This is a genomic window from Streptomyces sp. NBC_00285, from assembly GCF_036174265.1.
Taxonomy (GTDB): domain Bacteria; phylum Actinomycetota; class Actinomycetes; order Streptomycetales; family Streptomycetaceae; genus Streptomyces.
In genome coordinates, this window is the sequence record NZ_CP108055.1 from 3,923,875 (window position 1) to 3,950,119 (window position 26,245).

19 protein-coding genes are annotated in these 26,245 nt (G+C 70.1%); 2 read left to right on the top strand and 17 right to left on the bottom strand.

The window, feature by feature from the left end; translation table 11 throughout:
• Positions 1-5: 5 nt before the first annotated feature.
• The 8 genes from OHT57_RS18180 to OHT57_RS18215 form a co-directional block, all read right to left on the bottom strand.
• Positions 6-2,003: a glycosyltransferase family 2 protein gene (locus OHT57_RS18180; protein ID WP_328747473.1), complete on the bottom strand. Its 1,998-nt coding sequence runs from the start codon at positions 2,001-2,003 to the stop codon at positions 6-8.
• Positions 2,000-2,896, bottom strand: a complete 897-nt coding sequence (gene rfbD, locus OHT57_RS18185; protein WP_328747474.1) for a dTDP-4-dehydrorhamnose reductase — start codon at positions 2,894-2,896, stop codon at positions 2,000-2,002. Before rfbD ends, OHT57_RS18180 begins: the two co-directional genes overlap by 4 nt.
• The gene (gene rfbB, locus OHT57_RS18190) at positions 2,893-3,879 is read right to left on the bottom strand and encodes a dTDP-glucose 4,6-dehydratase (RefSeq protein ID WP_328747475.1); all 987 of its coding nucleotides are present in this window, start codon (positions 3,877-3,879) and stop codon (positions 2,893-2,895) included. The genes rfbD and rfbB overlap by 4 nt, the downstream gene beginning before the upstream one ends.
• Positions 3,876-4,943 (bottom strand): glucose-1-phosphate thymidylyltransferase, encoded by a 1,068-nt coding sequence (locus OHT57_RS18195; RefSeq protein ID WP_328747476.1) that lies wholly within the window; start codon positions 4,941-4,943, stop codon positions 3,876-3,878. Before OHT57_RS18195 ends, rfbB begins: the two co-directional genes overlap by 4 nt.
• A gap of 211 nt (positions 4,944-5,154) precedes the next feature.
• Positions 5,155-9,153 carry an Rne/Rng family ribonuclease gene (locus tag OHT57_RS18200; protein WP_328747477.1) on the bottom strand — a complete coding sequence of 1,333 codons (3,999 nt, stop codon included), beginning with the start codon at positions 9,151-9,153 and terminating at the stop codon, positions 5,155-5,157.
• A gap of 263 nt (positions 9,154-9,416) precedes the next feature.
• On the bottom strand, positions 9,417-10,181 hold the full coding sequence (locus OHT57_RS18205) for a TIGR03936 family radical SAM-associated protein (protein WP_328747478.1): 765 nt from the start codon (positions 10,179-10,181) through the stop codon (positions 9,417-9,419).
• Positions 10,182-10,229: 48 nt separating this feature from the next.
• Entirely contained in the window at positions 10,230-11,354 is a 1,125-nt protein-coding gene (locus OHT57_RS18210) for a hypothetical protein (RefSeq protein ID WP_328747479.1), read from the bottom strand.
• A gap of 15 nt (positions 11,355-11,369) precedes the next feature.
• The gene (locus tag OHT57_RS18215) at positions 11,370-11,897 is read right to left on the bottom strand and encodes a GNAT family N-acetyltransferase (protein ID WP_328747480.1); all 528 of its coding nucleotides are present in this window, start codon (positions 11,895-11,897) and stop codon (positions 11,370-11,372) included.
• A gap of 259 nt (positions 11,898-12,156) precedes the next feature.
• Here OHT57_RS18215 and OHT57_RS18220 point away from each other — a divergent pair, with 259 nt between their 5' ends.
• Together OHT57_RS18220 and OHT57_RS18225 are read left to right on the top strand one after the other, a co-directional pair.
• Positions 12,157-12,741 (top strand): TerD family protein, encoded by a 585-nt coding sequence (locus tag OHT57_RS18220; RefSeq protein WP_328747481.1) that lies wholly within the window; start codon positions 12,157-12,159, stop codon positions 12,739-12,741.
• 868 nt (positions 12,742-13,609) lie between these two features.
• Positions 13,610-14,308 carry a DUF899 domain-containing protein gene (locus tag OHT57_RS18225; RefSeq protein ID WP_328747482.1) on the top strand — a complete coding sequence of 233 codons (699 nt, stop codon included), beginning with the start codon at positions 13,610-13,612 and terminating at the stop codon, positions 14,306-14,308.
• 17 nt (positions 14,309-14,325) lie between these two features.
• On the opposite strand, the gene OHT57_RS18230 is transcribed toward OHT57_RS18225, so the two are convergent.
• From OHT57_RS18230 to ndk, 9 genes are all read right to left on the bottom strand, one after another.
• Complete coding sequence (locus OHT57_RS18230; RefSeq protein ID WP_328747483.1) at positions 14,326-15,393, bottom strand: DNA polymerase III subunit beta family protein; 1,068 nt, start codon at positions 15,391-15,393, stop codon at positions 14,326-14,328.
• 87 nt (positions 15,394-15,480) lie between these two features.
• On the bottom strand, positions 15,481-17,454 hold the full coding sequence (locus OHT57_RS18235; protein WP_328747484.1) for a TIGR03960 family B12-binding radical SAM protein: 1,974 nt from the start codon (positions 17,452-17,454) through the stop codon (positions 15,481-15,483).
• A gap of 88 nt (positions 17,455-17,542) precedes the next feature.
• The gene (locus OHT57_RS18240) at positions 17,543-19,042 is read right to left on the bottom strand and encodes a CYTH and CHAD domain-containing protein (protein WP_328747485.1); all 1,500 of its coding nucleotides are present in this window, start codon (positions 19,040-19,042) and stop codon (positions 17,543-17,545) included.
• Between the two features lie 111 nt (positions 19,043-19,153).
• A complete protein-coding gene (gene rodA / locus OHT57_RS18245) occupies positions 19,154-20,353 on the bottom strand; it encodes a rod shape-determining protein RodA (RefSeq protein ID WP_328747486.1) in 1,200 nt (399 codons plus the stop codon).
• Positions 20,350-22,599, bottom strand: coding sequence for a penicillin-binding protein 2 (gene mrdA, locus OHT57_RS18250; protein WP_328747487.1), 2,250 nt, complete (start codon positions 22,597-22,599; stop codon positions 20,350-20,352). Before mrdA ends, rodA begins: the two co-directional genes overlap by 4 nt.
• A gap of 80 nt (positions 22,600-22,679) precedes the next feature.
• Complete coding sequence (gene mreD, locus OHT57_RS18255) at positions 22,680-23,357, bottom strand: rod shape-determining protein MreD (RefSeq protein WP_328747488.1); 678 nt, start codon at positions 23,355-23,357, stop codon at positions 22,680-22,682.
• A 12-nt stretch (positions 23,358-23,369) separates the two neighbouring features.
• Positions 23,370-24,317, bottom strand: coding sequence for a rod shape-determining protein MreC (gene mreC / locus OHT57_RS18260; RefSeq protein WP_328747489.1), 948 nt, complete (start codon positions 24,315-24,317; stop codon positions 23,370-23,372).
• 148 nt (positions 24,318-24,465) lie between these two features.
• Complete coding sequence (locus OHT57_RS18265; protein WP_328747490.1) at positions 24,466-25,485, bottom strand: rod shape-determining protein; 1,020 nt, start codon at positions 25,483-25,485, stop codon at positions 24,466-24,468.
• A 325-nt stretch (positions 25,486-25,810) separates the two neighbouring features.
• Positions 25,811-26,227: a nucleoside-diphosphate kinase gene (ndk, locus tag OHT57_RS18270; RefSeq protein WP_328747491.1), complete on the bottom strand. Its 417-nt coding sequence runs from the start codon at positions 26,225-26,227 to the stop codon at positions 25,811-25,813.
• Positions 26,228-26,245 lie beyond the last annotated feature (18 nt).

Here is a 26,245-nt window from a genome sequence, read left to right on the forward strand (position 1 = left end):
AGGCCTCAGCCCTTCTTCTGGTTGGTCAGTGCACGCTTGAGCCGCCCGGCGGCCCGGCGCCACAGCGGGCGCGGCGCGGCCGCCTTCTTCTGGGGAGCGGCGGCGGCCTTCTTCGCGTCGGACGCGGTGTGCCGGTCGATCACCTTGGCGGTGCCGTCGGCGGCGACCACCACGTCGACCGGGAGCCGGGTCCACTTCCGCTCACCGCGGGCCGCGGACGGCACGCCGACGCGGACCGCCCAGCGCAGACCGGTGAGCTTCTCCACCGGCAGCTCGGCGGTGAGCACCCCGCGCTCGACGGTGGCGTCGGCGGGGTACTTTCCGACGTTCTTGCGCTCGAAGCGCAGCTGTACCGGTTCGCCGCCGTCCACCGCGCGGTGCAGCGGCAGCGGGAGCCGGACCGTGGTGCCGTCGACCGAGGCCGCGGCCGGATCCATCCGGGCCACCGCCTCGCCCTCCAGCTTGCCGGTGTGCTGGTCGACGTCGAGCGAGAGGTTGCCCGGGCCGTCGGTCCAGTACGGCAGGACGAGGCGGGGCACGTCGCCGACGAGCGCGGCGGTCCGGCCGGCCTCGACGTCCTCGCCGCGCACCGCGCCGAGCCGGGTCTCCTTGCTCCAGCCGCAGGACTTGATCCTGAGGTGCAGGTCCCAGATGCCCTTGTCGAGCGGGGCCCCGGAGGCCGCGGTCTGCGGGTCGAGCTCGGCGTGGGCGGAGATCCGCTGACGGAAGGCACCGTCCGTGGCCGGCACCTCGTGCAGCTCGCTCCTGACGGGCAGATAGAACTGCCGGGCGTCCTCGCGGTGCCGGGCCACCAGGTCGACGTCGCTCTTGTCCAGCGGGGCGTCCAGCTTGATGCCCTGCGTGGCCAGCGCGTCGAGCGCCGCCCCGGACAGCGGCAGCCCGAGCAGGGCGCGCTCGCCGTCCCGGCGGAAGGTCATGGGCTCGTCGCCGATCCGGAGTTCGGCATCGAATCCGACGCGCAGGGTGCCGTCCTGCCACTCCAGTGAGGTCAGCTCGCCGGTGGGCGTGATCCCGGCCTCCCACTCGGCGAGGTCGCGGATCTCGTCGTAGCGGTCGGCGAAGATCAGCCCGGCGACCACCTTCTGGGTGAGGCCGAGACGGGCCACGACGCCCGGTCCGAAGCGCTCGGTGACCACCTTGCGGATCTCGGTGTACAGCTCCTCGGCGTAGTCCTCGGGGAGCTTGAGCAGCCGCTTGCCGCGCAGCCGCTCGACCATCTCGTTGCGCAGCCAGCGGCTGTACAACTTGTCGCGCAGCGCTCCGGGCTCGGTCAGCGACTCGACGACGTCGAGGGCCTCGCGGAGGTTGCCGAAGTAGCCGACCGGGTCGAAGCGCTGGAAGCCGGCGTTGGAGCCGTCGTCACGGGTGATGTGGTAGTAGCACAGGTAGTCGCTGAGGACGGAGACGTTCTTCGCCCGCAGATAGGTCTCCACGACGAAGACGTGGTCCTCGAGCCGGCGGCGACCCTCCTTGAAGCGGATCTCGTGCTCGTTCAGGAAGTCCCGGCGGAACATCTTGTGCGGGGTGAGGCTGTCGATCAGCGGCGCGTTGGACACGGTGGCACGCGGCCGGTTGACGCGGAACAGCTCCTGCGGGACGGGGCGTCCGATGCCCGCCATCTTGCCCACGATCACGTCGGCCCCGTTGGCCTTGCCGTACTCGTACATCCGCTCAAGGGCCTCGTCGCCGAGCCAGTCGTCGTGGTCGGCGAACATGACGTACTCGCCCTGCGCGGCCGCGAGTCCGGTGTTGCGGGGGCGGCCCGACCAGCCGGAGGACTCCTGGTGGATGACGTGGAAGTGCGGGTGCTCGGCGGCGAGCTGGTCCAGCCGCGCCGGGGTCTCGTCGGTGGATCCGTCGTTGACGAAGAACACCTCGAACTCGTCGGGGGTCAGGCTCTGCCGCAGCAGGCCCGTGATGCAGTCCTCGACGTATTTGCCGGGGTTGTAGACCGCGATGACGACGCTGACCTTGACCGTCACGCCGTGTTCTCCTTCAGATGGACCCGGTGGATCTCCGGGAAGGCCTCGGTGAGGGCCGTACGCCAGTCGCGCAGCGGCTCGATGCCGGCCTCGGCGAACCGGTCGTGACCGAGGACGCTGTAGGCGGGGCGGGGCGCGGGGCGCACGAACGCCTCGCTGGTGGTGGGGCGGACCCGGTCCGGGTCGGTGCCGAGCAGGCGGAAGATCTCCTGGGTGAAGCCGTGCCAGGTGGTCTCGCCGGAGCTGGTGCCGTGATAGACGCCGGCCGGGGCGGTGCCGGCCAGGGCGCCGCGGCCCAACTCGACCAGCAGGCCCGCGAGATCGGCGCTCCAGGTGGGCTGGCCACGCTGGTCGTCGACGACGTCGAGGGTGTCCTTGACGCCTTCCAGCTTGATCATCGTGCGGACGAAGTTGGGGCCGCCGGCGCCGTAGAGCCAGGCGGTGCGGACGACGTATCCGCGCTCGGTGGCGAGGACGGCCTTCTCGCCGGCCAGCTTGGTGCGGCCGTAGGCGCTGCGGGGCGCGGTGGGGGCGTCCTCCGCGTACGGCTCCTGGGCGTCCCCGGCGAAGACGTAGTCCGTGGAGACGTGCAGCAGGACGGTGCCGGTGCGGGCGCAGGCCTCGGCGAGGTGGCGCGGCCCGTCGCCGTTGATGGCGAGCGCCTCGTCCTCACGGGTCTCGGCGTCGTCGACGGCGGTCCAGGCCGCGCAGTTGACGACCACGGCGGGCCGGTGCTCCTGAAGCGCCGCGCTCACGGCGTCGGCGTCGGTGAGGTCGAGGGCGGCGCGGTCGAGGGCGACATACCGCTCCCCCGCCTCGGACAGCCGGGCCAGGACGTCCTGGCCCAGCATGCCGCCCGCGCCCGTGACCAGCCAGGTGCGGTTGTCGGTCACAGCGCGGCCCGCTCCTTCAGGGGCTCCCACCAGGCACGGTTGTCGCGGTACCACTGCACGGTCTCCGCGAGGCCCTGCTCGAAGGTCTTGCGGGGCTCGTAGCCGAGCTCCTCGCGGATCTTCGTGCAGTCGACGGAGTACCGGCGGTCGTGGCCCTTGCGGTCCTCGACGTATTCGACACTGGTCTCCCAGTCGGCGCCGCACGCCGTCAGCAGCAGCCCGGTGAGCTCCTTGTTGGAGAGCTCGGTGCCGCCGCCGATGTTGTAGACCTCACCGGCACGGCCCTTGGTGCGCACGAGCTCGATGCCCTGGACGTGGTCGTCGATGTGCAGCCAGTCGCGGACGTTGCCGCCGTCGCCGTACAGCGGGACCTTCTTGCCGTCGAGAAGGTTGGTCACGAAGAGCGGGATGACCTTCTCGGGGAAGTGGTGGTGCCCGTAGTTGTTGGAGCAACGGGTGACGCGGACGTCCAGGCCGTGGGTGCGGTGGTACGACAGCGCGATCAGGTCGCTGGACGCCTTCGCCGAGGAATACGGCGAGTTGGGCTCCAGCGGGTGCGTCTCGGGCCAGGAACCCTCGTCGATCGAGCCGTAGACCTCGTCGGTGGAGATGTGCACGAAGGTCTTGATGCCCGCGCGGTGGGCCGCGTCGATGAGGGTGTGGGTGCCGACCACGTTGGTGCGCACGAACTCCGCGCCGCCGTCGATGGAACGGTCGACGTGCGACTCGGCGGCGAAGTGGACGACCTGGTCGTGCTCGGCCATCAGCTTGCCGACCAGCTCGGGGTCGCAGATGTCGCCCTGCACGAAGGCGAACCCCGGGTGCTCGCGCACCTCGTCGAGGTTGGCCGGGTTGCCCGCGTAGGTCAGCTTGTCGAGGACGGTGACGGCGACGTCACCGGGGCCCTCGGGGCCGAGCACGGTACGGACGTAGTGCGAGCCGATGAAGCCGGCACCGCCGGTCACCAGAATCCGAGTCGTCATGAAGAGATCTGCACCTTGCTGTGATCACCGAGCACGAGCCGGTGTGCCTTGGGGTTGCGGGGCGCGGGCGTGACCTCGACGTCACGTCCGATGAGCGAGGCCTCCACGCGGCGCACGCCGGTCACGGACGAGCCGCGCAGCACGATGGAGTACTCGATTTCGCTGTCCTCGATCCGGCAGTTCTCGGACACGGACGTGAAAGGACCGATGTACGCGTCGTTGACGACGGTGCCGGCACCGATGATGGCGGGCCCGACGATACGGCTGCCGCTGACGCTGGCGCCGGCCTCGACACGGACCCGGCCGATGATCTCGCTGGTCTCGTCGACCGTGCCCTCGTTCACCGGATCGACGGTCTCCAGGACGGACCGGTTGACCTCCAGCATGTCGGTGACGTTGCCGGTGTCCTTCCAGTACCCGGAGATGGTCGTGGAGCGCACGTCACGCTTCTCGTCGATCAGCCACTGGATCGCGTGGGTGATCTCCAGCTCGCCGCGCCAGGACGGCTCGATGGAGCGGACCGCCTCGTGTATGGCCGGGGTGAACAGGTAGACGCCGACGAGCGCCAGGTCGCTCTTGGGCTCCTTCGGCTTCTCCTCCAGGCCCACCACCCGGCCGTTTCCGTCGAGTTCGGCGACACCGAAGGAGGTGGGGTTGGGGACCCGGGTCAGCAGGATCTGCGCCTCGGGCCGCTCGGCGCGGAACTCGTCCACCAGACCGGTGATGCCACCGACGATGAAGTTGTCACCGAGGTACATGACGAAGTCCTCGTCACCGAGGAACTCCTGGGAGATCAGGACGGCGTGGGCGAGGCCCAGCGGAGCGTCCTGCGGGATGTAGGTGACCTCGATCCCGAACTGGGAGCCGTCACCCACCGCCTCACGGATCTCGTCCGCGGTGTCGCCGACGACGATGCCGACCTCGGTGATCCCGGCCTCGGCGATCGCCTCGAGGCCGTAGAACAGCACCGGCTTGTTGGCGACCGGCACCAACTGCTTGGCGGAGGTGTGGGTGATCGGGCGGAGGCGGGTGCCCGCTCCCCCGGAGAGCACGAGAGCCTTCACTGGAATCCCTATTTGTCTAAATTAAGCGTCAATCTCGGCTCACATCATAACCCTGGCGACAGGACCGGGATTCACCGGCCATTCACATGACCGCTTCTCTGGCGACAACTGTGCGAGGGGCGTATTACCCACAGAATCACGGAATCCGCCCCCGGCGAACCGGGGGCGGATTTCGATCTTCGGATGGCCGAATCTACTCGGTGACCGTCTGTCAGACCTCGTCTGTCGGGGTCGAGACGGACCGCGGCGGCTGCTGCTCGGCCGCCACCGTCTTCTTCGACGCCGCCTTCTTCACGGTCGTCTTCTTGGCCGCGGTCTTCTTGGCGACCGTCTTCTTGGCGACCGCCTTCGTGGTCGCGGCCTTCTTCGCCGTGGCCTTCTTGGCCGTCTTGCGGGCCGTCTTCCTGGCCGGAGCCGCCTCCTCGGCGGGCTCCTCCGCGACGGCCGGGACCTCCGCCGAGGGCACGACCACGACGGCCGTCTCCTCGGGCGCGGTGGCCGCGGTGGCCTTGCGGACGGCACGGCGACGCGGACGGGCCGGGGCGGCGCTCTCGGCGACCGCCTCGGGCTCCTCGGCCGACGGCTGCTCCACCGGAGCCGCCTCGACGCTCTCCGCCGCGGCGGGAGCCGCCTCGGCGACGGTCAGCACGGCAGCCTCGGCACCCGTCGGGGAACCGGCCGGAGCCGACGCCCTGCGGGTGGCCCGGCGACGCGTACGGCCCTTGGGCGCGGCCTCGTCGACAGCGGGCTCGCTCGCGGCAGCGGCCTCGACGATCGGATCCTCCGCGGCGACCGGCTCGGCCTGCACCTCGGCGGCCGTCTCCGGCTGCACGGACCGTACGACCTCCGCCTCGGCGGTGACGGCCTGAGCCGTCGGCACCTCGGCACTCTCGGAAACCAGGCTCTCCTGGACGTCCAGCGTCTCGAAACCGCCCGACCTCCTGGACCCGGCGCCCCTCGGCGCACCGGCCGGAGCCGACGCCCTGCGGCTCGACCTGCGACGGCCACGCCCACGGGTGGCCGCGGCCTCCGCTTCGGCGACGCTGCTGTACAGCTCCTCGTCGGCGGCGAAGTCGGGCGGGGTGTACGCGATCGGCTCGGCCACCTCCGCGGCGACCTCGGCCTCGGACTCGATCTCCTCGGCCTCCTCCAGCGCCTCCTCGACGCCCACGGCCTCGTGCGTGTGCTCGTGTCCGTCGCCGCCACGCCCGCGCTTCTTGCGCTTGCCGCCGCCACCGGCGGAGGTCGGCTGCTCCATGTGCACGATGACACCGCGGCCGTTGCAGTGGACGCAGGTCTCGGAGAAGGACTCCAACAGGCCCTGGCCGACCCGCTTACGGGTCATCTGCACCAGGCCCAGCGAGGTGACCTCGGCGACCTGGTGCTTGGTCCGGTCCCGGCCCAGGCACTCCAGGAGGCGCCGCAGCACCAGGTCCCGGTTGGACTCCAGGACCATGTCGATGAAGTCGATGACGATGATGCCGCCGAGGTCGCGCAGCCGCAGCTGACGCACGATCTCCTCGGCCGCCTCCAGGTTGTTCCTGGTGACCGTCTCCTCCAGGTTGCCGCCCTGGCCGGTGAACTTGCCGGTGTTGACGTCGACGACGATCATCGCCTCGGTCCGGTCGATCACCAGCGAACCGCCGCTGGGCAGGTAGACCTTGCGGTCCAGCGCCTTGGCGAGCTGCTCGTCGATCCGGTAGGTGGCGAAGACGTCGACCTCGGAGGTCCACTTCGACAGCCGGTCGGACAGGTCGGGCGCGACGTGCGCGACGTATCCGTGGATGGTCTCCCAGCCCTCGTCGCCGCTGACGATGACCTTGGTGAAGTCCTCGTTGAAGATGTCGCGGACGACCCGGACGGTCATGTCCGGCTCGCCGTAGAGCAGCGTCGGGGCGTTGCCGCTCTTCGCCTTCCGCTGGATGTCCTCCCACTGCGCCTGGAGCCGCTCGACGTCACGGCGCAGCTCGTCCTCGCTCGCGCCCTCGGCGGCGGTGCGCACGATGACGCCCGCGTCCTCGGGGACGATCTTCTTGAGGATGGTCTTCAGACGCGCGCGCTCGGTGTCGGGCAGCTTGCGGCTGATGCCGGTCATCGAGCCCTCGGGGACGTACACGAGGTAGCGGCCCGGCAGGGAGACCTGGCTGGTCAGACGCGCGCCCTTGTGCCCGATCGGGTCCTTGGTGACCTGGACGAGCACGGGCTGGCCGGACTTGAGCGCGGACTCGATGCGGCGCGGCCCGTTGGCCATGCCGAGCGCCTCGAAGTTGACCTCACCGGCGTACAGGACAGCGTTGCGGCCCTTGCCGATGTCGATGAAGGCGGCCTCCATCGACGGCAGCACGTTCTGGACCTTGCCCAGGTAGACGTTGCCGACGTACGAGGTCGACTGCTCCTTGTTGACGTAGTGCTCGACGAGCACGCCGTCCTCGAGAACGCCGATCTGCGTGCGCTCACCGCTCTGACGGACGACCATCACTCGCTCTACGGCCTCACGGCGGGCCAGGAACTCGGCCTCGGTGATGATCGGAACGCGCCGGCGTCCCTGCTCGCGTCCTTCCCTGCGGCGCTGCTTCTTGGCCTCCAGACGGGTCGAGCCCTTGATGGACTGGACCTCGTCGGACGGCTCGGTGCTCCTCTCGCGCACGGGACGCGGTTCACGCACCTTGACGACGGTCCGCTCGGGGTCACCGTCGGCGGTCTCGACTTCGGAGGAGGAGTCCCCGGCCCGACGCCTGCGGCGACGGCGGCGACGGCTGCTGGAACTGGAGCCGCCGGACTCGTCGGAACGCGCGTCCTCGTCGTCCTCGTCGTCCTGCTCGACGCCGTCGTCATCCTGGGCGGAGCGCCCGCTCTGCTCGGCAGCGAGTTCGTCGGAGTCCTCCGACTCGTCGTCGGACGCGTCGGCGGACTCGCCCCGGCGGCGGCGACGGCCACCGCGACGGCGGCGACGGCGCGACCCGGTGTCCTCGGTCTCGTCATCCTCCACGGAGTCCTCGCCGGCCTCGTCCGTCTCGTCCTCTTCGACGACGGGCTCGGCGGCGGCCTCCTGCACCTCGGGCTCGTCGGGGGCACCGCGGCGACGACGGCGACGCCGCGACCCGGTCTGCTCCTCGACGATCTCCTCGACCGGCTCGACGGCCTCGACGGGCTCGTCCTCCTCGGTCTCCTCCGCCTCCGCGGCGGCCTCGGCTGCGGCCCGCTGTGCGGTCTGGAACTGCGGTTCGGTGAAGACGGGTGCCTGGAAAACGGCGACCGCGGGCCGGGCAGGCCTGCGCGGCGAATCGTCCTCGTCCTCGGCGCCGCCTGCCTGCCGCGCGGGCTCGGAGAACCCGGTGGCGGCCTGACGAACGGCCCGGCGACGGCCACGGCGGGGGGCCGCCTCCTCGACGGGGGCCTCGGCGGGCGCGGCGGTCTCGGCGGCCGGCTCGGACGGCGCGGCCTCGACGACCTCGCCCTCGGGAGCGTCGGCAGGCGCGGAGACACGGCGTGTGGCACGCCGACGGGTACGACGCGGAGCCGCGTCGTCCGCCTCTGCGGCGGGCGCGCTCTCCTCGGTCACGGTCTCGGCGGGCGCTTCCGCCACCACCGGCTCGACGGTCTCGGTGACCTCGGCGGTCTCCGGAGCACCCGCGGGTGCCGAAGCACGCCGGGAGGCACGGCGACGGGTACGCGCGGCGGGCGCGGCAGGCTCCACGGCGGTCTCGGCGGCGGGCGCCTCATCGACGGACGCGGGCGCGGCAGGCGTCTCGGCGGTCACCGGCGCCTCGGCCTCGGGAGCCCCGGCGGGCGTGGTCACCCGGCGGGTGGCGCGACGACGGGCACGAGGCGGAGCAGCGGCCTCGACGGCGGACGCGCTGTCCTCCGTCAGGGTCTCGGCGGATGCCTCGGCAACCACCGGCACCACGGTCTCGGCCGTCTCGGACGCGGCGGGCGCGGACGACCGACGGGTGGCACGCCGACGCGGACGCCCGGCAGGCTCCACGGCGGTGTTATCGACGTTCTCGTCGAGCTTCTCCTCCTCGTCCGGGACGAGGTCCTCGGCCTCCGCGGCCGCTATGGCCGGAGCGACGATCTCCTCGCCGTCAGTGACGGCGGCGACCGGCGGTCCCGCCGGCCTGGACGCGGCCCGGCGCCGACGACGCGGCGGCAGGGTGTCGCTCGGGCTGTTCTGTTCGGAACCCTCGATGGGTTCGGTCGGTTCGAGCATGCGGGCATATCTCCCGTCAGGCTCCCGGGCGCCGCACCTGGTCCGGCGGGAATGCCGGTGACGTCCGCGGCTCGCGCGATGCGCGGTGCCGCCGTCCGGGGCGCGGGCGCCGCACGGGAGCTCTCTAGTGTCCTGTCTCGCCGGTTCCGTACGCCCTCTTGGGTACGGCCTGGCGAAAGTCTTGTGGTCGGTTCGCTGCCCGACCCAGGTGGCTCCCGAGTCCAAGGGCTGCGCTACGACGCCCGTCCTTCGCGGGACCTTCCTTACGCCGACACCTTCGCGGTGGCAGTCGGTTCGGCCGTTGAAAGGGCCTCGACTGCCTCGCGGTCGGGCGCGAGCGGGTCGGTCACCGTGCCGGTCTCTTCATCGAGCAGCCCCTGCGCCAGCCTGGTCACCGCTGCGGGGACCGGCGGCGCCAGGTCGGCCACGGCGCGGAGACCGGACAGAACGTCGTCGGGTCGAACGGCAGGCGTCACGTGCCGAACAACCAGCCGCAGTATCGCACAGGGCTGGTCGCTCGGCCTATCAGCAGATTCACTGTGTGTTTCAAGTTGCACGACCGCGGGTCGGGCATCGAACGTACGAAGGCCGTTCTTGGTCGTCCGCTGGACCTCGACCGCCTCGGCGGCGTTGAACGCGGCGACCGCGCGCCCGGCCTCTGCCGGGTCCACGCCGTCCAGCCTGAGCTCCCACACGGAAGCGGTGAGCCGGTCGGCGAGTCCCGAGGTCCGGACCTCGACCGCGTCGACGATGTCGAGCCCGGTGGGCATGGACTCGTCGAGGAGGAGCCGGAGCTTCTCCGGGTCGCGCGCGTTGGTGAGCGCGATCTCCAGATACTCCGCCTCACTGCCCGTGCCGGTGGGTGCGGCATTGGCGTACGACACCTTCGGATGCGGCGTGAACCCCGCCGAGTACGCCATGGGCACCTCGGCTCGGCGCAGTGCTCGCTCGAAGGCGCGCTGGAAGTCACGGTGGCTGGTGAACCGGAGGCGGCCGCGCTTGGTGTAGCGCAGTCGGATGCGCTGCACCGCCGGTGCGGGCGGCGGGCCTTCGGGCTGTCGCTTGCCCAGTGTCGCTCAGTCCTTCGTGAGTGCGGTCGTACTACTACCAAGAGTACGTGTGTCGACGCCCGACGGTTCCCGTCGGGCCACGGCCTCACGCTCACGGGTCTCGCCGAAGAGGATCCGCCGGATGTCGGCCCGGGTCTGGCGGACGGACTCGCGGGCGAAGGCGAGCGCGGCCCTGGTGATCCGGCCCACACTGCGGGCGGCCTCGGCGACGGGGCGCAGCACCAGGTCACGGACCATGTGGCCGACCGGCGTCAGCACCGTGAGGTACACCCAGCGCACCGGCTCGACGAAGATCCACCGGAAGAGTGTCCCGAGGAACCGGCCGACGGCGAGCGAGATGTGCCCGGCGATACGCCAGGCGTGCCCGAGCGCGTCCCAGACCTCCCGGCCGATGACGGCGAGCACGCGTCCGGTGGGCGCCAGGACCCAGCGCCACAGGGCGACGGCGGGCAGCACGAGCAGGATCCGGGCGGTCCAGTACAGGGCGACGCCGAACCCGTTGACGATCGCGCCCGCCAACCACACGAGCCCTCCGACGCACCAGGCGATCGCCCGCCCGACGGGCGTGAAGATCCAGAGGAGCACGGCGCCGACACCCTTGAGGAGCCAGCCGACGCCGTGTCCGACCGGAGCGAGCACACGCGCGTACAGCCACCCCACCCCGGCTGCGAAGCTCCCCGCGGACCACGCCAACATGGCCCCGATACCCCGCGCGACCCAGGCGATGCCGTGCCCGACCGGCGTCAGCACGTGGCGGTACAGCCACCCCACCCCGGCTGCGAAGCCCCGCGCGACCCAGACGGTGCCATGTCCGACCGGCGTCAGCACATAGCGGTACAGCCACACCAGGGGGATCACGAGGAGTACCTTGCCGAGCCATCCCAGCGCCTTGGCGAGGGGCACGACGGCGTACCGCCACAGGGCCACGCACGGCCAGACGACCAGGGCCCGCCACAGCGGCCGCAGCACGCTGTCCCGCAGGAACCGCCCGACCACCATGAGCGCGTCCCACATCAGCCGCACGGGCACGACCAGTACGAGCACGACGATGCGCACGGGGATGCGAATCGCGACGGTCAGGCACCCCTCCGGCGAGGGCGCCTGCTGCGCGGACTGCTTCTCCAGGTCCATAACGACGTAGACGCCTCAGTTCCCCGTACGGATCCAGTACCGCAGCTTTCCGCCGCGCCGGTCCTCGAATACTCCGCCATTGGCCTCGATCACCTTACGAGAAGCCGTGTTGGTGGTGTCGCACGTGACCAGGGCGCGGTCGATGCCCAGTTGACGGCAGACCGGCAGGGCGGCCCCGAGCATGGCCGTGGCGTGCCCCCGCCGCCGGGCACCGGGGCGGACCGCGTATCCGATGTGGCCGCCGAAGTCGAGCAGGTACGGGTCGAGCCGGTGCCGTACCGAGAGGCTGCCGAGGAAGGTGTCGTCCTGGACGTACCAGAGGTTCGTCATCGGCACCCAGTCCGGCCGGCGGGGCCGTTCCGTCTCCGCGAGCAGCATGTCCACGTAGGCCGCGAATCCCGCCGGCTCGCGCCACGTCGTCGCGTGCCGCCCGATCTCATGGCCCAGCAGCACCGCCGGGTCCCGGCCCTCCTCGACGCACTCCTGCACCGCGTCGAGAAGGGAGGCGTGGAACCGGACGTCGGGCGAGGTCAGCTGCGGCATCACTCCATCATGGCGAGGCCGGACACCGCCCGGCCACCGGGTTTGCCCGGCACACCCCCGTGAGCGGCCCTTCGATCAGTGCCGTACGCGAAGGGACGTGAGCCAGTACGACGGGTTCGTGGCAGGCGCATCCCGGCCGTCCTCCTCGACGACAACACACCCCCGACGAAGTCCTGTTGGCGGCGTCTCCTCGGGAAGCTCCGGCCGTCACGGCGGGCCCGTTCTGGGACCTCGGCGAAAGCCCGTGCAGTATGTCCCCATGATTACCCTTACGAAGGAAGACGGCCCCGCCGACCTGGACGGCGTGACCCATCTGTCCATAGGGGCCTCCTGGGACCCCACCGCGGGTGCCAGCGGCGGAGTACTGGGCAAGCTCCGGCGCAAGAGCGGCACGGACCTCGACCTGATCGCCATCGCCATGCACGACGGCGACCCGGTACGCCTGGCGGGCCTCGACTCTCTCGACCCCATCGGCAACGGCTCCCTGCTGCACAGCGGCGACAACCAGACCGGCCATGGGGACGGCGACGACGAGACGGTCACCGTCGAGTTCGCGAAGCTCCCGCCGCACATCACGTCGGTCGTCTTCGTCGCCGCCGCCTACAAGAAGGGCAGCTCATTCCAGAAGGCCCGCAACATCAGCTTCAAGGTCTACGACGCCACCGGCGGCAGCACGCAGCAGGTCGCCGACATCTGGCCGAGCATGCTCACCACGGACAACGGCTGCGCCGTGGCCAAGGCGGTGCGGGTGGGCAGCACCTGGAAGCTCGAAGTCATCAACGTGACCGGCAAGATCAAGCAGGGGGACCAACTGGCCCTGATGCGCTTCGCCGTGAGCAAGTAGCAGGTAACAAGTCGCCGGAGGGGGTGCCACAGCGCCTGTGGAACTGTGGCACCCCCGCTACTTCTTTCCGGCCCCTGCCCGCCTTCGGCCTCCGTGCGGGGGACGAAGGCCTCGGCACACGCGGGGCGGAGAACTGCCGGTTGATCACGGTCTGGCCGCGGATGGCCTCGGGCAGTTCCGGCAGTGCCGGCAGCCGGTCGCACGCCCGCACGCCCGCACGGCGGCCTGATGGAGAACTCGAAGAGCAGCCCCCCACCGGTACACCCAGGACCGGGTGAACAGCAGATCGTCCGGCTCCGGCCGCCCGACGACCTGACCGAGCAGCGCGTGCGCGGTGTGATGTCGGCCCCGCAGGCGGACTCCCGCGGCCGGCTCGTAGCAGGCTTCGAGCCGCCCCGGACGTGCGTCCCAGGCACGTGAGAACGCGTCCATCGCGGCCGGCCGGTCGTAGCAGCGAGCAGTACACCTCCTCGCCCCCCTGCGTCGACATCGACGGCTTCCAGGACCAGCAGGTGTACGAGGTCCGGGGCGCGGTCAGCAACGGCATCACGTACGCGGGCATCCGCGACGTCCGCCCCAACGCAGTCCACACCATGAGGTGGACCGACCTGAGCACCCTCGTCCGTCAACGAGCACAGCCAGGGCAACCAGGATCTGGCCGGCATCAAGATCGACATCATCACCACGACGGGCCTGGTCCACGAGACCATCTGCACGGAGGCCAACGCCAGCCCGGCCAGCCCGAACTGCCCGGGTCCCTGGACCCCGCTGAACGCACCCTCGCCGGCCGCCGACCGATGAGTTCCGGTGCCCGGCGGAGTCACCCTCCCGACAAGCCAAACCGTGCACGAACGCCGTGAGGGGACCCATGACCACACACGCCCTACCACCTGTCGTCGACGCCGGGACGTGGGAGCAGCGGCTCCGGACGCTACGAGCCCGGGAGAAGGCCGCGACGCGCGAACTCGACGCCATCGCCGCCGAGCGTCGCCACCTGCCGATGGTCGAGATGCCCGACTACACGCTGGAGAGCGAGAACGGCCCCGTCAGGCTGGCGGACGTTTTCGAAGGCAAGCGGCAACAGATCGTCTACAACCACATGTGGTTCGCCGGCAAGGAATGGCAGTGCCCGGGCTGCACGGGGTTCACCTCGCAGTACACCCGCCTGGAGTTCCTCGACAACTACGACGCCCGATTCGTCGTCGTCACCCAGGGCCCGATCGAGGAAGCCCTCGCCTACAAGCAGCGGGTGGGCAACCGGATGCCGTGGTACTCGACCGCGAACAGCTCGTTCGGGGCCGACGTCGGCGCACCGCCCGACGCCGGATTCGCGGTCAACGTCTTCCTGCGCGACGGCGACGCCGTCTACCGCACCTGGCACACCGACGGCCGGGGCACCGAACAACTCAGCCACACCTTCGCCCTGATCGACCTGCTCCCCTACGGCCGCCAGGAGGAATGGCAGGACTCACCCGAAGGCTGGCCCCAGTCCCCCACCTACAGCCGCTGGGCCGGTTCCAAGGACATCGCCGCGCTCTACGGCCCGGACTCCGGCGGCGCGCACTGAGCCACGGGGGCGGACCGTCAGTCCTCCAGCCTGACCGGCATCAGCATCGAGAAGGTGCCTTCGTCGTCGGGCCGACGGATCACGACCGGAACCGTGGGGGCACCCAGCTCCAGCAGCAGTCGGTCCCCGGCTCCGGCGGCCAGCGCGTCCAGGAGGAACTCACGGTTGACCGCGACGCGGTCCGGGTCGTCGTCACCGTCGGCGCACAGGATCACCGTGGAGCCGTCCTGCACCCTGAGCACGCTGAGGTCATGCGCTCCGGCCTCGCCCGCACGGACAGGACCGGTCTCCAGGGCCGCGCGGAAGGCCGCCACCTCGACCAGGGCGCGGCGCCCGCCGGCCACGGGCAGGAGACGACGGTAGTCGGGGAAGTCGTGGTCGAGGCACTGACCGGCCGCCTGCCCGTCCCCCGCCTCCAGAGTCACGCGGTCACCGTCGACCGACAGCCGCACGGGTCCCCCGCTGTCCGACAGCGCCCGCATCGCATCGACGAGCGGAGTGGGCACGATGACCTGCACGCGGCTTCCGTCGTACCCGGCGGCCTCGGCCCGCGCCACAGCCATGCGGTACCGGTCGGTGGCCACGACGTGGAGGCTCTCGCCCTCGACGTCGAACAGGACCCCGCCGAGCATCGGCAGCTCCGGATCGGTGCTCACCGCGAAGCGGACCGCGTCCAGGGCGGCAGCGAGCGCGGGCGCGGCGATGGACAGCCGGACGGTGGCGGTACGGAGCGAAGTCACGGAGTTCTCCCGGTGATCGAGCAGGGCACGGAGCGCGGAGAACTCGATGCGGGCATCGGACAGTCCCTGTTCGAGACGGCTCAGGTGTGCCGTGAGCAGTTTCCGGATCAGATCGGTGTCCGCGCCGGACCAACTGGCCAGCACCAGCCGGATGTCCGCCAACGGCATCCCGCCGCGACGCAGCCGGGCCAGCAGACGCGCCTCCTCCAACTGCCCCTGCTCGTACCAGCGGTATCCGCTCACCGGATCCACCCAGGCCGGAACCAGCACACCGGCACGGTCGTAGAACCGCAGGGCGCTCACGCCCAGGCCGCTGTCGCGGGCTGTCTCCCCAATGCTGCGCATGTCGTTCTCCACACCCAGCACCCTGGCCCCTGAACAAGGTCGAGGGTCAACCCCCACCCCTCAGCACCCGCTCAACGCCCCGGCACCTCAGTGCACATGCCCACCGGAGGCCGGCGCCGCGTTCTTCACTGTCAACGGCAACAAGGTCTTGCCCGTCGGCCCGATCTGAATGTGCGTGTCGAGCTGAGGACACACCCCGCAGTCGAAGCAAGGTGTCCACCGGCAGTCCTCGACCTCCGTCTCGTCGAGGGCGTCCTGCCAGTCCTCCCAGAGCCAGTCCTTGTCCAGCCCCGAGTCCAGGTGGTCCCAGGGGAGGACTTCCTCGTACGTCTTCTCGCGGGTCGTGTACCAGTCGACGTCCACGCCGAAGGCGGGCAGCGTCTTGTCGGCGCAGGCCATCCAGCGGTCGTAGGAGAAGTGCTCGCGCCAGCCGTCGAAGCGGCCGCCGTCCTCGTAGACGGCGCGGATGACGGCGCCGATGCGGCGGTCGCCCCGGGAGAGGAGGCCTTCCACGATGCCGGGCTTGCCGTCGTGGTAGCGGAAGCCGATCGAGCGGCCGTACTTCTTGTCGCCGCGGATCTTGTTGCGGAGCTTCTCCAGGCGGGCGTCGGTCTCCTGCGCGGAGAGCTGCGGGGCCCACTGGAAGGGGGTGTGGGGCTTGGGGACGAAGCCGCCGATCGAGACGGTGCAGCGGATGTCGTTCTGGCCGGAGGCCTTGCGGCCCTCGGCGATCACGTTCATCGCCATGTCGGCGATCTGCAGGACGTCCTCGTCGGTCTCGGTCGGCAGGCCGCACATGAAGTACAGCTTCACCTGGCGCCAGCCGTTGCCGTAGGCGGTGGAGACCGTCCTGATCAGGTCCTCTTCCGAGACCATCTTGTTGATGACCTTGCGCAAGCGCTCCGAGCCGCCCTCGGGGGCGAAGGTCAGGCCGGAGCGGCGGCCGTTGCGGGTCAGTTCGTTCGCCAGGTCCACGTTGAACGCGTCCACGCGGGTGGAGGGGAGCGAGAGGCCGATCTTGTCCTCTTCGTACCTGTCGGCCAGGCCCTTGGCGATGTCGCCGATCTCCGAGTGGTCCGCCGAGGAGAGCGAGAGAAGGCCCACCTCCTCGAAGCCGGTCGCCTTCAGGCCCTTCTCCACCATGTCGCCGATGCCCGTGATCGAGCGTTCACGGACCGGGCGGGTGATCATGCCGGCCTGGCAGAAGCGGCAGCCGCGGGTGCAGCCGCGGAAGATCTCGACCGACATCCGCTCGTGGACTGTCTCGGCCAGGGGGACGAGGGGCTGCTTGGGGTAGGGCCACTCGTCCAGGTCCATGACCGTGTGCTTGGACACCCGCCACGGGACGCCCGACCTGTTGGGGACCACGCGCGCGATACGGCCGTCCGGGAGGTACTCCACGTCGTAGAACGCCGGGATGTACACCCCGCCGGTACGGGCCAGGCGAAGGAGGACCTCCTCGCGGCCGCCCGGCCGGCCCTCCGCCTTCCAGGCACGGATGATCTTCGTCATGTCGAGGACGGCCTGCTCGCCGTCGCCGATGACCGCCGCGTCGATGAAGTCGGCGATCGGCTCGGGGTTGAAGGCCGCGTGGCCGCCGGCCAGCACGATCGGGTCGTCCAGCCCGCGCTCGCGGGACTCCAGGGGAATGCCCGCCAGGTCCAGCGCCGTCAGCATGTTCGTGTAGCCCAGCTCCGTGGAGAAGGACAGGCCGAACACGTCGAAGGCGCCGACCGGGCGGTGGCTGTCCACCGTGAACTGCGGGACGTCGTGCTCCCGCATCAACGCCTCCAGGTCCGGCCACACGCTGTACGTGCGCTCGGCGAGGACGCCCTCCTGCTCGTTCAGCACCTCGTACAGGATCATGACGCCCTGGTTGGGCAGACCCACCTCGTAGGCGTCCGGGTACATCAGCGCCCAGCGGACGTCGCAGGACTCCCACGGCTTGACGGTGGAGTTGAGCTCTCCGCCGACGTACTGGATCGGCTTCTGCACATGCGGGAGCAGAGCTTCTAGCTGCGGGAACACAGACTCCGCGGCCGCAGCGACTTCGGCAGGCATCTCGCACACCTTCGTGGGCTGGACTGAACTGACAGGGATGACCACCCAGCCTAACGCGGTGGCGGCCACCCCTCGAACGCCCGGAAGGTCACAGTGCCTGCGCCCCGTCCTTGATGCCGTCCCAGAAGCCGGGCAGCTCGGTCTCCACGGCCGCCGCCCGCTGCTCCTCGCGCCCGTAGAGCAGCCCGTACGTGAAGGCGCTCTCGCCCGACGCGTGGGCGACCGCGGACAGCTCACGCAGGGTCTGCCGGGCCATGACGCTGTCCTGGTGCTCGCCCAGGAGGGTCTGCAGCGACTTCATGGACTTGACGAGGTCCTTGGCGGGCTTGCCGAGGGCGGGGTGGGCCGTCTCCGCCGCGTAGCGGGTGCGCTTGGTCTTCTTGCGGGCCTCGTGGATCGCGATGTCCCGGTCGCTGCCGGGGTCGAGCTCCAGGGCCTGTTCGACGAGGCCGGTGACCTTCCCGAAGCTCTTCTTCACCGCCTTGGTCAGCACCGTCTCCGGCTTCTTCGCGGCCGCCTTCAGCAGGGGCGGGTCGGCGATCAGCGCGTCCATGGTGTCGAGCAGGGCGAGGTAGCGGCGGGAGTCCAGGACACCGATCAGCCGCGCACTGGCCCCGCCGGGCCGGTCACCGGCCCACATGGCCAGCCGCTGGGCGACGGAACCCGAGACCAGTGCCGGGGGAACCTCGTCGAGGGCGGCTGTGAGGCGTTCGGTCAGCACCTCGCGGTCGCGGTCCACGCCCAGTTCGCCGGCCAGCCATTTCAGTTCGTCGCCGATCGGGTCGGTGACGGCCCGGTCGAGGACGGTGTCGTACGACTTGAGGGTGCTGCGCAGTCGGCGGGTGGCGACGCGCATGCTGTGCACGGAGTCCTCGACGTCCCGGCGGACGGCCGGGTCGAGCTCGACGATCGCGTCCCGCTGGGCGCGGACATACGCGAGGACGTGGTCGCCCGCGGTCACGGGGTCCCCGGTGACGGGGCGCTTCTTCTTGGGTGCCGTCTCCGCGAGGGCCCGGGCCAGTTTCGAGGACGACGCGGAGGGCCGTACGCCCGCCTTGCGCAACCGTTTCTCCACCTTGTCGAGAAAGGCGGGGTCGCCGCCGTCGGCGAGCTCCACCTCGATCTCGGTCCACTGGGCGTCGCCGGCGCCGCCGCTGAGCCGCTCGGCGTGCACCGCGTCCACGCTGACCTCGGCGAGGATCCTGCCCTGCGCGTCGAGGAGGTGGCGCACGTCACGGTCCGAACGCAGGCGGACCACGGGCAGGACCTCGCTCTCCCGGACCCGGGAGCGCACCAGAGCGGAGAGCTCGTCGGGAAGGGTGTCGGACATCGGCGCCTGGATCTCGTCGCGTACGCCGGGGGCGACGGGGAACTTCAGGTGCCAGCCCGCGTCGGATCCGCCGGTGCGGCGGCGCAGGGTGATCGAGGATGTGATGAGGCGTTCGTCGACGGTGTCGTAGTAGGTGGCGTCCAGATGCGCCACGCCCTTGTCCACGACCGCCTCGACGCCGGCGACTCCCGTGAGGTCGGGCAGGCCGCTCTCGTGGGACTCGTACTTCCGCTCGATCTCCCGCTTTGTGTCCGCCATGACCCGAATCTAGTGGCCGGGCGGCTGTTACGGCAGAGGGCCACCGCCGCCCGGCTCACCCCGACGGCGCCGCCCACCCGCCGGTTCACCCGGCCTCACGGCCCATCTGGCCTACGCGGACATCGGCCTCTCCACTCTGATCGACTGCAGCAGCCCGATCGCCACCCACACCGCGAACATCGACGATCCGCCGTACGACACGAAGGGCAGCGGCAGTCCGGTGACCGGCATGATCCCGAGGGTCATGCCGATGTTCTCGAAGGCCTGGAAGGCGAACCACGCGACGATCCCGGCGGCGACGATCGTGCCGTACAGCTCGGTCGTCTCGCGGGCGATCCGGCAGGCCCGCCACAGGACGACCCCGAGCAGGACGATGATCAGGCCCGCGCCGAGGAAGCCCAGCTCCTCACCGGCGACGGTGAAGACGAAGTCGGTCTGCTGTTCCGGCACGAACTGGCCCGTGGTCTGCGAACCGTGGAAGAGGCCGGCACCCGTCAGTCCGCCCGAACCGATGGCGATCCGGGCCTGGTTGGTGTTGTAGCCGACGCCCGCCGGGTCGAGGCTGGGATTGGCGAAGGCGGCGAAGCGGGCGATCTGGTACTCGTCCAGGATGTGCAGCTGCCAGACCGCGATCGCGCCGGTCGCGCCGGCGGCGAGCAGGCCGAAGACCCAGCGGTTGGAGGCGCCGGAGGCGAGCAGCACACCGAGCACGATGATGACCATGACCATGACCGACCCGAGGTCCGGCATGAGCATCACGACCAGCATGGGTACGGCGGCCAGGCCGAGCGCCTGGAGCACCGTGCGGTGGTCGGGGTAGGGCTTGTCGCCCGCGTCGACCCGGGCCGACAGCAGCATCGCCATGCCCAGGATGATCGTGATCTTCACGAACTCCGAGGGCTGGAGCGAGAAGCCGCCGCCGAGCACGATCCAGGAGTGGGCGCCGTTGACCGTGGAGCCCAGCGGGGTGAGCACCATCAGGAGCAGGAGCACCGAGGCTCCGTAGAGCAGGGGCACCGCGGTGCGCAGGGTGCGGTGGCCGACCCACACCACGCCGATCATCAGGCCGAACCCGATGCCGGTGTTCATGAGGTGGCGCAGCAGGAAGTAGTACGGGTCGCCCTGGTTGATCTCGGTGCGGTTGCGGGTCGCCGAGAAGACGAGGATCGATCCGATCATGGACAGGGCGAGGGCCGAGAACAGTATCGGCCAGTCCAGCCGGCGGGCGAGCGAGTCGCGGGCCAGCAGCCGGGTCCAGCCCGCGCGCGCGGGGCCGTATCCGGAGACCTGGAAGCTGTTCGCCCCGGTCATGTGAGCATCCTCCGGCTTCCCCGCCCGCGGCGGCGCCTGCGGGTGTCGCGGTTCCCGTTGGTGGGCGTGTTCACGGTCGCGCCCTGCTGTGTCCCGTCCGGCTCGGGCGTGGCCTCCTGGCTCGCCCGCTGGTCCTTGGCCGGGTCCTTGGCGATCTTCGGGGACTTGATGGTCCCGTCGGTCTGGATCTTCGGCAGGCTCGTCTGCGGAGTCGGCAGGAGCGCGTTCTTCTTGTCGATCGTGCCGTCGGCCGAGACGCCGTACATGGCGTTGTAGATGTGGCGCACGGCCTCACCCGAGGCGCCGGAGCCGGTACCGGCCTGGGCGATCGTCATGACGACCGTGTAGTCCTTGGAGTACGTGGCCAGCCAGGACGTGGTCTGCTTGCCGTAGACCTCGGCGGTGCCGGTCTTGGCGTGCAGCGGGATCTTGTCCTGCGGCCAGCCGCCGAACTTCCAGGCGGCCGTACCGCGGGTGACGACGCCTTCCAGGGCGGCGTCCATGCCCTTGATGGTGGCCTGGCTGATCGGAAGTCTGCCGGTCGCCTTGGGCTTGATCTCCTGGACGGTCTTGCCGTCGGCGCTGATGATCGCCTTGCCGATGCTCGGCTCGTACAGGGTCCCGCCGTTGGCGAGCGCCCCGTAGATCCTGGCCTCCTGGATCGGGGTGACGAGGGTGTCGCCCTGACCGATGGAGTAGTTGATGGAGTCACCCTCGCGCATCTTGTTGCCTTCGAGGCAGTTCTCGTACGCGATCTTCTCGACGTAGGTGCCGTCCTTCTTGCCGGTCCTGCACCATGCGTCCTTGTTGGCCTTCCAGTACGACTCCTTCCACTGGCGGTCGGGGACGCGGCCGGTGACCTCGTTGGGGAGGTCGATGCCGGTCTCCTTGCCGAGGCCGAACTGGTGGGCGGCCTTGTAGAAGTAGTCCTTCGGCTCGCCCTTCTTGGGGTTGATGCCGCCGTCCCTCTTCCACTCTCGGTCGGCGAGGCCGTAGAAGACGGTGTCGCAGGAGACCTCGAGGGCACGGCCCAGCGAGATGGGGCCGAAGCTCTCGCCCTCGAAGTTCTTGAAGACCTGGCCGCCGACCGAGTACGAGCTGGTGCAGGGGTAGCCGCCGTCCCACTCGTAGCCGGCCTCGACCGCGGCGGCCGTGGAGACCACCTTGAACGTCGAACCGGGCGCGGACTGACCCTGTATGGCCCTGTTGAGCAGCGGGTAGTCGGAGTTCTTGCCGGTGAGCTTCTTGTAGTCCTTGGCGGAGATTCCGCCGACCCAGACGTTCGGGTCGTACGTCGGCGCCGACGCCATGGCGACGACCCGGCCGGTCTTGGCCTCCATCACGACGACGGCGCCCGAGTCGGCTTTGTAGTTCTCGCCGGTGATCTTGTCGAACTGCTGGCGGGCGGTCTTCATCGCCTGGTTCAGCTCGAACTCGGCGACGCGCTGGACACGGGCGTCGATGCTGGTGACCAGGTTGGCGCCGGGCTGGGCCTCGTCCGCCTTCGCCTCGCCGATGACGCGGCCGAGGTTGTCGACCTCGTAGCGGGTGACGCCCGCCTTGCCGCGCAGTTCCTTGTCGTACTGGCGCTCCAGGCCGGAGCGGCCGACCTGGTCGGAGCGCAGGTAGGGCGAGTCGGTGTCCTGGGCCTTGGTGATCTCGTCGTCGGTGACGGGCGAGAGGTAGCCGAGGACCTGGGCGCTGTTGGACTTGCCGGGGGCGGCGTAGCGGCGCACGGCCTCGGGTTCGGCGGTGATGCCGGGGAAGTCCTCGGAGCGCTCACGGATCTGCAGAGCCTGCTTGGCGGTGGCCTCGTCGGTGATGGGGATCGGCTGGTAGGGCGAGCCGTTCCAGCAGGGCTGGGGCGTCTTCGCGTCGCACAGCCGGACCTTCTGCGTGACCTCCGCGGGGGTCATGCCGAGGACCTTGGCCAGCTTGGTGAGGACGGCCTTGCCGTCGTCCTTCATCTTCAGCAGGTCGGTGCGGGAGGCGGAGACCACCAGCCGGGTCTCGTTGTCGGCGAGCGGCACTCCGCGGGCGTCCAGTATCGAGCCGCGCACGGCGGGTTCGACGACCTGCTGGACGTGGTTGCCCGACGCCTCCTTGGCGTACGCGTCGCCCTCGCGGATCTGGAGGTACCAGAGGCGTCCGCCGAGGGTGCCGAGGAGGGACAGCACGAGGATCTGGATGACGACGAGTCGGATCTGGACCCGTGGGGTCCGTCCGGTCTCGGGGATGTTGGTCACTGTGGCTGCCGCCCCCTCTCAGTGTGTGTATGTGTCATATACGGCGAACCTGTGAACGTGATCCGCCAACCTCCGTGGGGTCACAGCCGCTTGACTCCCTTGATGCGCCCCACCCGGGTCGTCCGGGTCCGTGCCCTGGTCTTCAGGCTGCCCAGGCCGCCGCGCTGGCCGCCGATCTTCAGCCCCGTGCCCGAGGAGAGCCAACCGGAGGAGATGTCCGCCGACTTGGCCGCGGAGCCGGTGTCGGCCAGCGGGTCGTTCTCGGCGCGGCGGGCGAGCGCCATGATGCCGGGGACGACGAACGGGGCGAGCAGCAGGTCGTACAGGGAGGCCGTGAACAGCAGGCTGGGGAGGCCGACATGGCGGGCGGCGGTGTCGCCGACGAGGGCGCCGACACCGGCGTACAGCAGGGTGGTGCCGACGGCGGCGGCGACCACGACGACCATGGGGCCGGTGGCCGACTTGAGCCGGCCGTTCTCCGGTTTGGCGAGGCCGGCGAGGTAGCCGATGACGCACAGCACCAGGGCGTAACGGCCGGCGGCGTGGTCGGCGGGCGGGGCGAGGTCGGCGAGCAGACCGGCGCCGAAGCCGACGAGGGAGCCGCCGACATGGCCGTAGACCAGGGCGAGGCCCAGGACGGTGAGGAGCAGCAGGTCGGGGACGGCTCCCGGGAGGTGGAGGCGGGCGAGGACGCTCACCTGGAGTACCAGGGCGACGACGATCAGGGCCGACGAGAGCAGGATCCGGTTGACGCGCATCAGGTACAGCTCCTACTGCTGTTGCAGGATCTCGCCGTCGACCGGCGCGTTCGCGGACGGGGTGACGGTGACCGTCACCGTGGGCGTGGGCGTCGGCTTCGGTTTGGCGGGCAGCACCGTGTCGCGCGGGTCCTTCTTCGGTGCCTCGACGACGACGCCGACGATGTCGAGCTTGGTGAAGCTGACGTACGGCGTGACGTAGAGGGTGCGGGTGAGGTCGCCGCCGGAGGGGTCGACGCGGGAGACCACGCCGACCGGGACGCCGGGGACGAAGGGCTTGTCGGCCTGCGAGCCGAAGGTGACCAGGCGGTCGCCCTTCTTCACGTCGGCCTTGCCGTTGAGGAGTTCGACGCGCAGCGGGCGGTCGCCCTGTCCGGAGGCGAAGCCGAGTTCGTCGGTGGCCTCCATGCGGGTGCCGACGGTGAAGTCGGGGTCGTTGGCCAGGAGCACGGTGGCGGTGTTCGGGCCGACCGTCGTCACCCGCCCGACCAGGCCGTCGCCGTTGAGGACGGTCATGTCGCGCTGGATGCCGTCGTTGGCGCCGACATCGATGGTGATGGTCCAGGAGAAGCCCTGGGCCGCTCCTATGGCGATGACCTGGGCGCCCTTGATGCCGTACTGGCCCTCACCGGCGACCTTGATCATCTTGTTGAGCTGTTTGAGGCGGCTGGCGTTGCGGTCGTCGCTGCCGAGCCTCGCCTTGAGGGCCGCGTTCTCCGTCTGCAGCACGGCGAGCCGGTCGTGCCGGTCGCCGGAGTCGCGGATGGCCGACACGGCGTTGCCGACCGGGTCCACCGCGGCCGACACCCCGTCCTCGATCGGGCCGAACACGGTGGCCGCGCCCTGGCGGGCACCGTCGACAGGTGAGTCCTCCCCACCGCGGATATCGACTGTGATCAGCGCGAATGCGACGGCGATCAGCAGCACCAGGAGCAGCCGGCTCTCTCGTGTGTCCCTCACGTACGGCGGCCGTGCCTTCCTCAATAGAGTCTTTTGTGGCAACAGAGTTCTTTGTGGCGACTGAGTCTTCTGCGGAGCCTATGCCTCTATATCAACGATCCGCCGCACGAGAGGAGATCATCTCGTACGGCGGAATCGAAGAGTTACGTCATCTGCGGGGCTGGGCGTCGAGCACCTGCTGGAGCGCCTCGAACTCCTCGACGCACTTGCCCGCACCGAGGGCCACGCTGTCCAGCGGGTCCTCGGCGATGTGGATCGGCATACCGGTCTCCCGGCGCAGCCGCTCGTCGAGTCCGCGCAGCAGGGCGCCGCCGCCGGTGAGGACGATCCCGCGGTCCATGATGTCGCCGGAGAGTTCCGGCGGGCACTTGTCGAGGGTCGTCTTGACGGCGTCGACGATGGCGTTGACGGGTTCCTCGATCGCCTTGCGGACTTCGGCGGCCGAGATGACGACGGTCTTGGGCAGCCCGGAGACGAGGTCCCGGCCGCGGATTTCGGTGTGTTCGTCAGCGTCGAGGTCGTATGCCGAACCGATCGTGATCTTGATCTGTTCGGACGTCCGCTCACCCAGCAGAAGGGAGTACTCCTTCTTGATGTGCTGGATGATCGCGTTGTCCAGCTCGTCACCCGCGACCCGGATGGACTGGGCGGTGACGATGCCGCCGAGGGAGATGACCGCGACCTCCGTGGTGCCGCCGCCGATGTCCACCACCATGTTGCCCGTGGCCTCGTGGACCGGCAGGCCGGAGCCGATGGCCGCGGCCATGGGCTCCTCGATGATGTGCACCTGGCGGGCGCCGGCCTGGGACGACGCCTCGATGACGGCGCGGCGCTCGACGCCGGTGATGCCCGAGGGGACACACACGACGACGCGCGGCCTCGCGAGATACCGCCGCTTGTGGATCTTCAGAATGAAGTAGCGGAGCATCCGCTCGGTGATCTCGAAGTCGGCGATCACGCCGTCCTTCAGCGGGCGCACGGCAACGATGTTGCCGGGGGTCCGCCCGATCATCTTCTTCGCTTCGGAGCCGACCGCGAGGATGCCACCGGTGTTGGTGTTGATCGCGACGACGGACGGCTCGTTGAGTACGATCCCGCGACCCCTGACGTACACCAGCGTGTTGGCGGTCCCGAGGTCGACAGCCATGTCACGGCCGATGAACGACATTGAGTTCCCCATCAGGATTCGTGTGGCCTTCCCTGGGAGCTTTTGAGGGCTTTTCAGGTCGGCGAAGTGGGTGCAGTGACGTGAAGGCTTCCATCGTAGACGCGCCTGCCCGAACACTGCGCGAGGGTCTTCGCCATTGTCAGCAGATCAAACGCCGCCTCGCTTGTGGAGACGGTCCATAGGGGGCACCCGTTCCCCCGATCGGCGCGCATATGCCGAGGGACGGCCGAAAACATCCGGCCGCCCCAGGTCAGGCGAGGGTTTGAACTGACGTCTCATCAGAAACGTCCACGAAAACTCCCTAAGAACCTTCTCCGCAACCCGGTCAGGCCGCCCCGCCCGGGAAGAAGATCTTCATCTCCCGCTCGGCCGACTCGACGGAGTCGCTCGCGTGGATGAGGTTCTCGCGGACGATGACACCGAAGTCGCCGCGGATGGACCCGGGCGCGGCGGCGATCGGGTCGGTCGGGCCGGCCAGCGCGCGCACGCCCTCGATGACCCGCTCCCCCTCGACGATCAGCGCGACGACCGGACCGGAGGCCATGAACTCCACCAGCGGCTCGTAGAAGGGCTTGCCCTTGTGCTCGCCGTAGTGCTGCTCCAGGGTGTCCTGGTCCAGAGTGCGCAGCTCCAGCGCGGTGATCGCCCAGCCCGCCTTGCGCTCGATGCGGCTGATGATCTCGCCGGTCAGGCCACGACGGACGGCGTCGGGCTTGAGGAGGACGAGGGTGCGCTGGCTCACGAGGGGCTCCTACCTGCT